At 45.9% G+C, this 13,514-nt stretch carries 11 protein-coding genes; 3 read left to right on the top strand and 8 right to left on the bottom strand.

All coding sequences use genetic code 11. The annotated features are described in order from the left end of the window. Window positions 1–99: 99 nt before the first annotated feature. The 6 genes from DVH26_RS10980 to DVH26_RS10955 form a co-directional block, all read right to left on the bottom strand. Window positions 100–738 (bottom strand): HD domain-containing protein, encoded by a 639-nt coding sequence (locus DVH26_RS10980; RefSeq protein WP_239633724.1) that lies wholly within the window; start codon window positions 736–738, stop codon window positions 100–102. A gap of 223 nt (window positions 739–961) precedes the next feature. Then, complete coding sequence (locus DVH26_RS10975; protein WP_239633723.1) at window positions 962–2,116, bottom strand: serine hydrolase domain-containing protein; 1,155 nt, start codon at window positions 2,114–2,116, stop codon at window positions 962–964. Window positions 2,117–2,288: 172 nt separating this feature from the next. Further along, window positions 2,289–4,859: a glycosyl hydrolase family 95 catalytic domain-containing protein gene (locus DVH26_RS10970; protein ID WP_239633722.1), complete on the bottom strand. Its 2,571-nt coding sequence runs from the start codon at window positions 4,857–4,859 to the stop codon at window positions 2,289–2,291. A gap of 143 nt (window positions 4,860–5,002) precedes the next feature. Next, entirely contained in the window at window positions 5,003–6,334 is a 1,332-nt protein-coding gene (locus tag DVH26_RS10965; RefSeq protein WP_239633721.1) for an ABC transporter substrate-binding protein, read from the bottom strand. A gap of 136 nt (window positions 6,335–6,470) precedes the next feature. Then, window positions 6,471–7,367 carry a helix-turn-helix domain-containing protein gene (locus DVH26_RS10960; protein ID WP_239633720.1) on the bottom strand — a complete coding sequence of 299 codons (897 nt, stop codon included), beginning with the start codon at window positions 7,365–7,367 and terminating at the stop codon, window positions 6,471–6,473. A gap of 232 nt (window positions 7,368–7,599) precedes the next feature. Then, window positions 7,600–8,559, bottom strand: coding sequence for a ring-cleaving dioxygenase (locus tag DVH26_RS10955; RefSeq protein WP_239633719.1), 960 nt, complete (start codon window positions 8,557–8,559; stop codon window positions 7,600–7,602). Between the two features lie 240 nt (window positions 8,560–8,799). On the opposite strand from DVH26_RS10955, the gene DVH26_RS10950 reads away from it, so the two are divergent. The 3 genes from DVH26_RS10950 to katA are packed head-to-tail and all read left to right on the top strand — an operon-like array spanning window position 8,800 to window position 11,991. After that, on the top strand, window positions 8,800–9,210 hold the full coding sequence (locus DVH26_RS10950) for a heme-copper oxidase family protein (RefSeq protein WP_239633718.1): 411 nt from the start codon (window positions 8,800–8,802) through the stop codon (window positions 9,208–9,210). Between the two features lie 39 nt (window positions 9,211–9,249). Beyond that, window positions 9,250–10,479, top strand: coding sequence for an MFS transporter (locus DVH26_RS10945; RefSeq protein WP_239633717.1), 1,230 nt, complete (start codon window positions 9,250–9,252; stop codon window positions 10,477–10,479). A 54-nt stretch (window positions 10,480–10,533) separates the two neighbouring features. Then, window positions 10,534–11,991 carry a catalase KatA gene (gene katA / locus DVH26_RS10940; protein ID WP_239633716.1) on the top strand — a complete coding sequence of 486 codons (1,458 nt, stop codon included), beginning with the start codon at window positions 10,534–10,536 and terminating at the stop codon, window positions 11,989–11,991. Window positions 11,992–12,175: 184 nt separating this feature from the next. Here katA and DVH26_RS10935 read toward each other — a convergent pair whose 3' ends face one another. Further along, window positions 12,176–13,012 carry an alpha/beta fold hydrolase gene (locus DVH26_RS10935; RefSeq protein WP_239633715.1) on the bottom strand — a complete coding sequence of 279 codons (837 nt, stop codon included), beginning with the start codon at window positions 13,010–13,012 and terminating at the stop codon, window positions 12,176–12,178. Window positions 13,013–13,075: 63 nt separating this feature from the next. Continuing rightward, window positions 13,076–13,513 (bottom strand): Dps family protein, encoded by a 438-nt coding sequence (locus tag DVH26_RS10930; protein ID WP_239633714.1) that lies wholly within the window; start codon window positions 13,511–13,513, stop codon window positions 13,076–13,078. Between the last annotated feature and the right edge of the window lies 1 nt (window position 13,514).

Here is a 13,514-nt window from a genome sequence, read left to right as displayed (position 1 = left end):
ATTATAAATAATTTTAAATAAACAAAACAATCCCCAGCCACGGTGTCAGGGGGATTGTTAAGAGAATCAATTAATTTAGAAGCACATAGCCAAAATAACTTATTCGTGCCACGGCGAATGAAGTACACAATCGCAAAAATCGGTGCGTTTGAAGCCCGGGAGCAACCGAGCGCACACATCTGCCTTTATATTGCCAAAGGTCGTTTCCGGTTTGTGAGCAAACCCCTCAAGAAAAGCAGGTAAGATTTTGTTCTTAAATCCATCTCTCGGATAAGCCAACGTTACCTGGTTTCGCACCTCTTCGGTAAGTACATCAAAGTTTTCACCCATAACGTCATAGCCAACGCCAGAGTATATCAAAGCGACTTCCGGCTCTTTATATTGAGCCACGCCAATGGTTGTATGCAGGGCGATAGCATCCCAGACGAGCCGGGCAGATTCTTCCGGTACTCCATGGCTTCGTAAAAAATCACGGGCCGCGTTAGCTCCATCCACCTCAAACCGTTTATCTGGACTGCTGTAGTGCTTGGTAAGCCCGAGGTCGTGGAACAAAGCGCTGATATATAGAAGCTCTAAATCATACTTAACATTGTTTCTTGTTCCCATCAGCGCACCGAATAAATAGACACGGTGGGAATGATTCCACAGTAGATCGGTTCCATGCTCCCGAAGCAGCTCTGCGGCTGATTTAGCCAGCGTACTGTCCGGTATTCGGATTCCTGCAACTAAGTTTGACATGAATGGACACTCCTTTTTTTAAGTTAGATGAAATGGGGTTGTTTATGAACTTCATTGTATGCCTTCAATAATTATTGATCAATATTATCATTTCTATGATTACAATAGATTTTGCGCATGATGAAATAAAAAAGAAGCTTCTTGTACCACATGAATCGTGGTTCAGAAGCTTCTTTGATTGGATTTTAATGCAACGAACTCATAGCCCTGCTTGTGACCACAGTTAATCTATTGCTCCATAGATGACAGACCGCAAACGCGGATGAATGTATGGCTCTAGACTTGGCAGCAGCTGCTGCATATACACGACAGACAGCTGTTCCTGCGGATCGATTAACACCCAGGATCCGGCTAAGCCTGCCCAGCCAAACTCGCCAATCGAACCATTGTTACCGCCATCCGCCGGATCCATCATGACACGTACCCCAAGACCGTAGCCATAGCTCTTCTGCTGTGGCCAATTGTAATCCTTCAGTTGCTGTGGCCCTAAATGATTGGTTGCCATTAATTGAACGGTCTTCCGGCTAAGAAGCCTCACTCCATCCAGCTCGCCGCCTCTTGTAAGCGCCTGCGCAAATCTGCTGTAATCACCTATTGTTGACAGAAGACCGCCGCCGCCGCTCTCAAATCTGCTTTCAGGCTGATAAGAATCGTCCCTTTTGCTATTAGGAGTCAACTCGCCGTCAGCTGTACGGTCATACATTTTGCACAGTCTGTCACGTTTATCTTCTGTAATGCGGAATGAAGTGTCGGTCATCCCCAGAGGCTCGAAGATTTCCTTCTTCAAAAATTCTCCGAAGGTTTCACCGGACAGCACCTCTATCAAAGCACCGAGAATATCATGACTCGTCCCATACTTCCAGTGTGTACCGGGATCGAACGCAAGAGGAATGTCAGCTAGAGCTTTAGATAATGTACGAATGTCCTTCGTATTATCGGCACCCTCCATAAGAATACGAGTTAACCGTTCGGTTTCTGTACTGTCACCGCCGTATGTAAGCCCCGAAGTCATGGTGAACAAATCCTTGATCCGAATAGGACTTGATGCCGGAGATGCAGATCTTACACCAAATTCGTTATATCGGAAGACCTGAGGGTTTTTAAATTCCGGCAAATACTCCTCTACCGGATCGTTTAGAAGATACATTCCCTTCTCATACAGCATTAGCGCTGCTACGCAAGTAACTACTTTGGTCATGGAATAAATACGGTATAGGGTATCCGATTGAATCTTTATCTGTTGTTCTAAATCTGCATAACCAAAGTATTCCTGATACACTAATTCGCCATTTTTGACAATTGTACAAGCACAACCGGGCGGTCCTTTTACCACCCATTCCTTCAGCAGCGGAGTTAACCGTTCTTGTAATCGTTTCATTCGTTTACTCATCTCCTTCCGGGTCTCGGACGCTAAGCGAACCGGTCGATTACTGACGTATTCGAAATCACGCATTGTCTGACCGACATAGTCTAGTTTATCTTTATAACGCTCCTTTCACAATACCACTACATTGGACACAGAAAACCTCGCGGCAATACATAGGTGTACTTTACCGTAGAGCCATGGACAATTGATAAGCTTTTCCAGCCTCTGCATCAAAAACTACACATTCGTTATTCGAACGGTCAATGGTATGATCTATCAAGTGACCGGAAGTGTTCTCTACAATGTGCACCGGGTGACCCGGCCATGGGTTCATCACATAACACGGCAGTGTACGGCGTGCTTCTATGGTTACCAGCCCTACACCATCCGCATTTTTCGACGCCGATACCAGAAAACCGCCCCTTGCCTGGAATCGGCTAAAGGAGATTTCTGCCCAGTCCGGTACCGCCGAGAACAAGTGAATGCGCCCGCTGCGGCTGTTGATCACCCTTTCCGGGTCGTCGTTGATCGCCAGGCACAGCTGCTTATAGCTCTCGATTGGCTTTGTATGGCCGTTCGTGGAAGGGAACGTATCCTTGCATTCACCCAGCAGGACAAACACAGGCTTGTTACTGGATGCAGGTACAAGACGCGCGGTACGCAGCATGATATCCTTCATTTGCCGGGAGCTGTCCAGGTGAATTTCGTCCGCCAATGTCGTCGGATAGATGCCAACGTACCAAGGATGGCAGCCCTTTTGCCATCTTGGCCTGATGCCGCTAACTCCTGCAAAGATTGGCCCCTCTTCCGTTTCAACCATCGGATAAGGCGGGAGATTATCTGCTGCTTCCAGCCATCCGGGTTTTAAGTCCTGGTCCATGCCAAGGTAATCCGCTAATTCGGCAGCGCGCCGGAATGTCCAGCGGAACATGCATATAGCACTGATCGTATCCTTGTTATATTCGAAATTCGGCTGAACGCCCCAGCATTCCGCTTCCACTGCCGGAACGATATGAAATAATCCGTCTTCCTGTCGTTCAATATACGCAGCGTAGAAGACAGCCAAATCCCGTAAAGCCGGATAAAGCGTCCGTCTTAACAATGCTTCGTCCACCCCGTAATCCCAAATGTCCCATAACACCTTCAGTACCTGCGCCCCAGTTTCCAAGCACAATTCCATCGACGAGTTGGAGTGTACGTACCGGTCCGGCTTCACCGGCGGCAAATATCCATGTACCAGGAGCATTCCCGGCAGCCCATACACTTCGTTTGCATTCATCCGGGCAGCCGGCAGCCAGTTCTCTACGAGATGTCCCCACATATCCAGTGCATCTTCGCGTCCCCGAACTACCATTGATGTATAGAAAGGCTCGTTATAACAGGGTAACCCGTGCCACAGCTGGGCGTCGGTCTCAACCGTTGCGTAGGAAGCGCTTGCTTCAAAGCGTCTCGAGTCGGTACGTACTCCTCCGGAATGCTTGCAAAACCAGCTGTAAAACAGATTCGTTATTTCTTCCTCGTAATGAGCTTCTCCGGGATAAAAAACTCTTCCGTTTTCCCTTTTGTCGTATAATCCGCCGTACCAGTCGGCATTCTCTGCACACAATGCTTCAAATCCGTCTTCTTCCGCAGCTAACAACTGCCGCTTTGCTTCCGCCAAAATATCAGCGGCATCATTGGAGGTAACTACGGCGACATAGAGTGTTGCATTCCCGGCAGCCTGAGCCGTAAGCGTTGCGGTAACCGCTGCCCCCTGGGCCTCACGGATATACATGTAATCCTTCTCATGGCGCTCCGCTCCGGCTGCCGCATAAGGTTGAGTCCCCAAGCTATGACCGAACTCTTCGTGAATCGATGCCGTCCCTTTACCGCTAACCAGACCCATCATCACATATTCAAACCCATCCGGAAATGTTTTTTCGGCGGGCAGACACTGCTTGATCCAGAAAAATCTCCCTTCTCCCCCGTTCTCGGGCGGAGCAATAGGCCCATTCCATTCCGCTTCCGCTTCGTAGTTGTAATACTCGGCGGGTTGATCGCTGTTTCTAGGCTGGTAAACGACCTGACGTTCGTGTCGCGGCTTGAATTCGGTTCCTTCCGCATTCATGTAGACGCGATGGCCTTGATCCTTATGGCGGTACAACCGGAACGAAAGCGGCACGGATAATCCCTTAAAGTCCGTCCGTACCGCTATGATATTGCGTTTCATACAAAGAAGATAATCAAGACGAAGCGACGTTCCTTCTCCCCCTATTGCGCTGCTCACCATCCCCGTGTCACAATGCTGCGTCATTGTAGGCTGGGGAAGGCCCGATAAGTCCGCGCATTTTACAATAATCTGTCCGACGGGCTTTTGACATGGAAAAGGATAGGCACGGAATGCCGCATACGGTTCTCTTCGTCCGCCTCTCGGATCAAGAGTTCCGTATTTTGGCCGTGTGCTTCCGGTGGGCTCGATATCTGAAAAACCTTCATTTGCTTTAGAATAGGCGCCCTCGCGGATTTCCTGGATCGTGAGTGGAGTCGGGTTAGCCATTCGGCGGTCAAAAATATCGGATTTGATCATGCTGAGAGTGATCTGCTCCGGAGGTCCCCATAGACTAGCCTTGATTGACGGACTAGTTAAAGCATGCAGCGGGTTTTGCGACCAAGCCACCTGCGGATGCGGGCAGCTGGGATGTATGCATCTGTTAATTTGAATACGTTTGGCCATTTCTCTGAGCGGGATTTGAACGTCGTCTCCTATGCTCTTCACTCGTGCTTCACCTCTCTTTTTCATTTAGGCTGGCATATCAACTCGTTACCGGTATCCCGGCCTCATTCTAGTTGAACGGGGAAGTCTCGCGCGAGAAGATCCCTTGACTCTTGACTCCCGTCCAACATGGCGAACTGCGAATCTTATTTCTTCGCTGCTTCTTGTGCTTTCACATCTGCAATCGACTTTTCAATCGACTCCTCGGCCTGTCTCAGCGCCGAGTTGATATCCGTGCCATTTTTCAGCATCGCATCAAAGGTGTTCCCCGGTATGCCGGATACATCGACAAAAGTCGTTCCTTTTTCCCGAATCGGTGCCGGAGGCGCATACTTATTATAGAAAACCGCCTGTGTATTTCTCCCCTTCAGCCACTCGATGTCTTGTCCGAACACGGATTGAATGTTTTTGTTAACAAGTGGAGTAACTAAAGCTTGCTTGGATAATTTCGTTTGCACCTCATCCGACAGCAAGTGAGCGATAACCTCGAACGCCGCATCTTTATTTTTCGATTGTTCCGTAATATACATCGAATAAAAATTCGGTTGAAATCCGACCTTTGGAGCGTCTTTGAAAGCCGGAGCAGCAACAACATCCCAGTTTAAGTTAGGATTGGATTGATACATCGTAATTAATTTTTCAGTAACATCCATATTCATAGCTGATGTGCCGCCTCCAAAAGAACCGGCTATAGAAGGAGCGTTCGCCGGAATGTCGTATATTCTTTTGAAATTCGCAAACAGCTGCTGCCATGCTTCCGTATTGACTGCCGCCTTATCGGTTTTGGCGTCCATGAAGCCTAACGACCGTTGATTATACTTAAATACGAGCGGGCTGTTATAGCGAAGCCCTACATAGTTGGCGCCATTGTCTGTACGGGATATTTTTTGGGCAATATCGTATATTTCATCCCACGTAATACCGTCCTTCGGATAAGCTACGCCGAATTTATCAAAAATATCTTTGTTGTAAAACAAAATAAGATTGCTTCCCATAAAAGGAAGTCCGTACAGCTTCCCGTCTCCCCAATTTCGTATCACTTGGAGCAGCACAGGATCGATCCGGTTCAAATCGAAGTTGTGCTTTTTAATAAGCTCGCCTATATCGTAATGCAAACCATTGGCCATAATTCGCGAGTTCACGTTCGTACTGCTCTCAAGAACGATATCGGGAACCGTTCCTGCCACAATCAATTCCGGATAGTCGGCCCCTTTAGCCTTATGAATGTGCTCCACTGTGATATTCGGGAATTTTTCCGTAATATATTTTCCTATTTCTCTTTGAAAATTTTCTTCTTGGGCATAGTTCGAATTTTGAGCGGTGTAAAATAAAAGTTTAATCGGGGCATTACTTTTGACTACTGCTTCAGCTTCATTTTTCCCGGAATCACTTGTTGCCGTAGTTCCACCCTGGCTGCAGGCAGAGAAAAAGATAAGAGTGACAAGTGGAACCGCTAATAATAAATGACTTCTTTTCATTTGAAACCCTCCCCTTGATTATCTATGTGGTGCTCAATCCGATCATATACTAAGCCCCGTACGATAATCCTATTGAAAAGTATCAAAATTCTATTGCAAGAGTGTTAGCGCTTACAGTTTGTGCTATCCTAAACATTCATTCATTCGTTAACTGACTAATAAGCTTTTTTATGCTTGCAGCGTATTGATGAGGGGTCACGCCATATTTTTTTTTGAACATACTAATAAAGTACGAAGGCGAACGAAACCCTGTCTCCGCACTGATCTGTCTGATCGAAACGTCTTGTTTATAAAGCATCGATTTGGCTTCTTCCAAACGTTTATCCATGGTATACTCGGTGATCGTCTTGCCAAGCTGCTCTTTAAATAGCGCGGACAAATAATTTGGCGAGAAGTGCAATTCTTGAGCTATATCTTCAATTTTAAACGGGCTTTTGTAATGATGGTTAATCCATTTCAATATGTTGTTAATATGCTGAGCTTGAGTCGAGCCTAGCGAAATCGGATCACTAGTCAATACTTCCTCCGTGTATATCATTCTTTGAAAGTACGAAAAAAAATGATAGAAAAACAGGATAACGGATTCCCGATTCATTATCTCCAGACCGCTAGATAAACTCTCATGCAAATCCTTGAATCCATACTCTAGATGCGCAGCCTGCTCGTCGTTCAAATAAAATAACTGCCGGCTCATTTTATTTTCTACAATTTGCGACAAGAATGAAGAAAGCACGGGAAATATCGAAGCATACTGCTCAATAAGCGAAGCTTTCACTTTAAACACCGTACGGGTATAATCCGGCGGCACATTCATGTGAATATAATGCATCTGAAAAGGCTTGATTACGATTAGCGTATGCGGACGAACCTGGTGTATTCGGTCATTGATTATATACTTTCCGTCGCCTTCGTGTATGTACAATATTTCTAAACCGTCATGAGCATGAAAATGTTCAACGGATGCTGTGTACGTCTCTTTATGGCTAAAAAGATATAAATTATCCAGCCATCTTCTGAATGTCACTGTTTTCACCGGCTTCGCCTCCAGAAAACATTTTGTTTACAGCATACATCATCAGATGACATTGTTGAACCTATTTTTTTGCTTACCCCGTTGCTCATAGTAGTAATACGTAACACGTATTGGACTCCATTGTTGCATATTCGAATCTGCACTTCCATGAAAATACCGCTCAATTACTGGTGCTAGTATAAGAAAAGCCCGTTCCAACAAGGAACGAGCTTGCAACATCATAACGAAAATCTTAACCGCTTTTGGTTCCATCCGGCTCCAACACACGTACTTGAAGAGATGATAAACCTTTTTCGATTTCGGCACGGTTAACCTCAAACCATTCCGGAAGCATCAGTTTTTCACCTAATGCATCTGATTGCTCATCAACTGCAAATCCTGGCGGATCCGTGGCGATTTCAAACAGGATGCCGCCTTCTTCACGAAAGTAAATGGCATGGAAATATTGCCGGTCGATAATGGATGTGGGTTGAAGGCCATGCTGCTCTACATGAGTCCTCCACGAAGCATGATCTTCATCATCCTTTGCGCGCCATGCAATATGATGAACTGTACCGGCTCCACTTATGCCCCACTCCATCGCCGCAACGTTTACATCAATAATATTACCAAGAGTCCCCGTCGATTTATAACGCATAAAGTCTCCCTCTTGTTCCACCCTTTGAAGACCCAAGACCTGCTCTAGTACTTTCATCGTTTTGTTGGGAGCAGTAGTATACAGGACGGCACCGCCGAAACCTTTGATAGCTTTATCTACTGGAACGCCGCCGAACGACCACTGACTCCACTCCCCTTCCTCGCGCTCTACAATCTCTAGCTGCAAGTCATCCTGATCTGAAAACGTTAAGTAATTCTCACCAAACCTCGTATTCATCGAATAAGGAACATGAAAGCTTTCTAGGCGCTCTTTCCAAAAATCGAGTGAACCTATAGGCACGACATAGGTTGTTATACCGACCTGTCCTCCGCCAATCCGCCCTTTACGGCCAAATTCATATGGAAAAAATGTGATGATCGTACCTGGACTACCTGCCTCATTACCGAAATATAAATGGTAAACCTCCGGAGCGTCGAAGTTGATCGTTTTTTTTACAAGTCTCAGACCTAATACCCCTGCATAAAAGTCCACGTTTTTTTGTGCATTCTTTACAAAAGCCGTTATATGATGGATCCCTTCCGTTTGCTTTGCCATTTTGCAAACACTCCTTGTATGATCTTTAACCTGCTTATGTCCTATCATATTGAAATGATTGTTCATCAACAATTCCATTATTTCTATATTACGTATAGCCATTAACTATATCTTCAAGAGTGAAACTCATATAAGCAATTACTATACGATATATAGACAGATTCATATTGATAGATGCTTATCACAGCTTATAAGATGAGGTTGAATTATTCTAGCTACTATTAACAAGGGGGAAATTCGATGGGAGTACGTTTTTTGAAAATGGCAGTCGTTTATATTTTGCTTGGCATTTGCATCGGTATTTACATGGGAACATCGCTTAACTTTGCATTAACGAGCGTTCACGCTCATGCAAATCTTTTCGGGTGGGCAACATTAGCTCTTTGCGGATTTACGTATCTTCGCTTTCCCAAAGCAGCAGAATCTCCTTTAGCTAAGTGGCATTTCTGGTTGCAAGGTATTGGCCTGCCCATCATGCTTATTACCCTCACCTTAATGGCCCATGGCTATGCGCCGAATTGGGTTACGACGCTAAAACGCATTGGTGAAGCTGTAGCTGGAATCGGCATCTTGGTTTTTGCTATTAATGTTTTTATTAACGTGAAAGCAAGGGACATTCATAGTAGAAGTCAGCATGATGTTTCCATGTAATACTCGGGGAGACAATCTGAATAATAAGGGGAGAGTATTATGGTTAACGAACCGCAGTCTAACTCGTCAAATTTCTCTTTCATTACCGGCATTCTTTTCTGGTGTACATTAGTAGTAGTATCTTGTGTGTATTTAACGATTCCATTAATAACGATTTTTGCAGACGCATTCAAGGTGTCGTCTTCTCAAGCCGCCTGGGCCGGCAGTGCTTTTTCGTTTGCCTTTGCAGGCGGGGGGTTGTTCTTTGGAGTATTATCGGACCGTTATGGACGAAAAAAACTGATGTTATCAGGGTTGCTGTTGCTCACTATAATAACTCCCCTAATCGGGAGTGTCAGCAGTTTATCTTGGCTTGTTGCCCTTCGAGCTATCCAAGGCTTAGCAGCGTCCATGTTCCCTCCGTCTGTTTTGGCCTACGCAATGGAAATGTTTCCGGTTAAAAGAAGAGTAACCATTATCGGGTTCATCAGTACGGCGTTTTTAATGGCTACTATAGCTGGACAATTATATAGCAGCTTTATTGTTTTGAGCTTGAGCTGGTCTTATGTTTTCTATCTTCTTTTTGCGGTGTATTTAATATCCACTATCTTGATAACCTTTTTTATTCCAAAAGACAAAACACAGCAACCGGAGGGCAGCTTCTTTTCTCCCTTTTTACGAATAGGCGATATTTTTAAACGAAAAGGCCTGCCTCTTTGCTACATCATTTCTGCTACGCTCTTTATTTCGCTTGTCGGCTTTTTTACGACCCTTGGAAGTTATTTAAGCAGTCCGATCTTCGGGTTAAGTCATCAAGATATTCTTTGGGTCCGTGCGGTTGGTATTATCGGCATGCTGGTAGCACCGTTTGATGGAAGATTGGTTGCGAAAATTGGAGTCAAAAACGTTTTATGGTGTGGACTGATCTTAGCTGGAATCGGCTTGGGATTGTTAGGCTCCATGCCCAACATCATTTTTCTAGTAGCCATGAGCGTTGTGTTTATTACGGGAATTGCTATGGCTCTTCCCGCATTGATCTCGCTAATTGGTCACATTGCCGGGGAATTCCGGGCAATCGCCGTTTCGTTCCACATGTTTATGGTGTTCATTGGTGCATCATTTGGGCCGATTCTCTCGATTTATCTGATCAATCACGGAGGCTATTTACTCTCTTTTGAAGTATTGGCCGGATTGTTAGGCTTGAGCTTGCTTGTCCCTTTTTTTATTCGTTTAGAAGAACCACGCAGTTACCCAGCATCATCCCAAAACGAGACCAACGTAACCGGTTAATAGCGGTTCCCCTTGGCTCATCGTTGTATTATTCATTACTTTGGAGGTTTGCACATGGAAAGCAAAAATGGCCATTTAACTACAAATTGGGGTGCACCCGTTGGAGATAACCAGAACTCCATGACAGCCGGCCCACACGGTCCAACCCTCATTCAAGACGTCCACCTTCTGGAGAAGCTTGCCCATTTCAACCGGGAACGCATCCCCGAACGCGTTGTTCATGCCAAAGGAGCCGGAGCACACGGATATTTTGAAGTAACCAACGATGTTTCCGCCTATACAAAAGCCGGCTTCTTGACTAAGGTTGGCAAACGTACACCGGTTTTTATACGATTTTCCACAGTTGCAGGAGAGCTGGGATCTGCAGATACCGTACGTGACCCGCGCGGCTTTGCCGTAAAGTTTTATACGGAGGAAGGAAATTATGATTTGGTGGGCAATAACACGCCTGTCTTTTTCATTCGGGATGCCATTAAATTTCCTGATTTCATTCATACCCAGAAACGCCATCCTCAAACTCATCTGAAAAACCCCAATGCTGTTTGGGACTTCTGGTCTTTGTCCCCCGAATCCTTGCATCAAGTCACTATCTTGATGTCCGACCGCGGTATTCCTGCGACTCTTCGTCATATGCATGGTTTCGGAAGCCATACGTTTAAGTGGGTCAATGCGGACGGACAAGGCATTTGGGTTAAATATCATTTTAAAACGGAACAAGGTGTGAAAAACCTGGATGTCGAGCTGGCCGCCAAGCTGGCCGGTGAAAACCCGGATTATCATATCGAGGATTTATTTCATGCCATAGACAAAGGTGATTTCCCCGCATGGAAGCTATATGTACAAATGATGCCGCTGGAAGATGCCAAGACCTATCGTTTCGATCCTTTCGATGTAACAAAAGTGTGGTCGCAGAAAGATTACCCTCTTATCGAGGTTGGACGCATGGTTCTAAACCGAAACCCGGACAATTATTTTGCCGAAGTTGAGCAAGCAGCCTTTTCCCCTGGAGCGTTCGTACCCGGTATTGAGGCTTCGCCGGATAAAATGCTGCAGGGCCGTTTATTCGCCTATGCGGATGCTCATCGCTATCGGGTGGGGACAAACCATCACACATTGCCTATCAATAAACCTGTTGTCGAAGTAAATAACAACCAGCGTGATGGCCAAATGCGTTCCGATCGCAATGGGGGGAATTCGATATACTATGAACCAAACAGTTATGGCGGAGCTGCCGATTCGGCAGCCCATAAGTCAGCCGCGTTTGAAGTAACCGGTTCAGCCGATAGTGTCCCGTATGATCATGATGATCATTACACTCAAGCCGGCGACCTGTACCGATTGCTTCAGGCAGAAGAACGCGAGCGTTTGGTTACCAACATTGTGAATGCTATGAAGCCTGTGGAGAAGGATGAAATCAAGCTTCGTCAAATCTCTCACTTCTATAAAGCAGATCCCGAATGGGGCCAAGCGATCGCCGAGGGGCTTGGCTTGAGAGTTCCACAGTTGGCTTAATACGACCTGTAAAAGAGAGCAGTTCCTTACAGCAAAGCTGGGGAGCTGCTCTCTTTTTGCTAATAGTAATTCCTAATAGTAATTCCTATCTGCCTCAAAAAATGCATATTATAAAGAAAAGATCTGTAAGAAAGGCGGCTTTGTAAGGCCGCTCTCTTTCAGATCTCTTTAATACGCACTGCGCTTAGTTATTCAGAAAGTTAATCAAAGCTTTATTGAATTGATCAGGGTGAGTCGCATTTAAGCCATGTGGTCCGCCTTCGATGACAACAAGCTCACTGCCTTTAACCGCTTCGTGGGAGAGCTGGCCGCTTACTTCAAGCGTAACGATCGCATCGGAATCACCATGGATAACGAGTAACGGGATATCGAACTTAGCCAAATCACCTCGGAAGTCGGTCCGGCCGAAGGCAGCAACGCAATCCAACGTCCCTTTTGCGGAAGCGAAGGAGGCGATCTCAAGGTTGTACACACGGAAGGATTCGCTGACCAGATCGGTTCTATCCCCTGCTTTAAAGAAGTTATGAGTGAAGCTGTCAAGGAAAGCAACCCTGTCTTTTTTTAGCCCATCTTGGAAGCCTTGAATGGTCGCTTCATCCAGACCTCCTTCCGGGTGCTCGGCGGACTTGTAGAAGAACGGAGGAACCGCAGCTGCCAATACGGCTTTTTTAACACGACTTGTTCCATAATTTCCAACGTACCGGGCTACCTCTCCGCCGCCCATCGAAAATCCGACCAGTGTTACATCGTTAAGGTCAAGATGTTCGATCAGCTTATGAAGATCCGCCGCAAACGTATCGTAGTCGTAACCGTTCCACGGTTGGGAGGATTGTCCGAACCCGCGCCGGTCATATGTAATTACACGATAGCCCGCTTCAATGAGAGCTGGAACCTGACTCTCCCACGAGCGTCCGCTGAGCGGCCAGCCATGGATCAGAATGACAGGTTTACCTGCGCCGAGATCTTCAAAATACAATTCAATGGGTTGTCCGTTTTCTGTTCCTACTGTTAATTTAGCCATGTTTCATACTTCCTTTCGAAATTGGTTTTGGGATAGCGGATCGGTTTGACGCTTACATCTCAATTAACCCAAGAAAGATTTCAACATCCATACATGCTTTTCCAGGGAGCTATGAATGGCCAAAAGCAGATCCCCAGTCGTCTCATCGCCTTCACGGTCTGCAATACTCATGCCCTCTTTAAGCTCACCCACAATAGTCCCAAAATCAGCCGCAAGCATGCGGACCATCTCATTTGCATTCTCATTGCCTGCTGCATCTTTTACTGTTGCTTTTTCGATAATTTCACGAAGTGTCGCCACCGGACTACCGCCTAATGCAAGCAGCCGTTCGGCGAGATTGTCCACATGAAGTGCAGCTTCCATATAAAGTTCTTCGAACTTCAAATGCAATGTGAAGAACTGAGGCCCTTTTACATACCAGTGATAGTTATGGAGTTTGGTGAACAACAGACTCCAGTTAGCGATCTGGGTGTTAAGCACTTCCGTTAGTTTCTCTGACATA

It is taken from the genome of Paenibacillus sp. H1-7, assembly GCF_022354825.1.
Classification (GTDB): domain Bacteria; phylum Bacillota; class Bacilli; order Paenibacillales; family NBRC-103111; genus Paenibacillus_S.
Note: the sequence above shows the minus strand (reverse complement) of the source record. Positions and strands in the feature narration are given on the sequence as shown.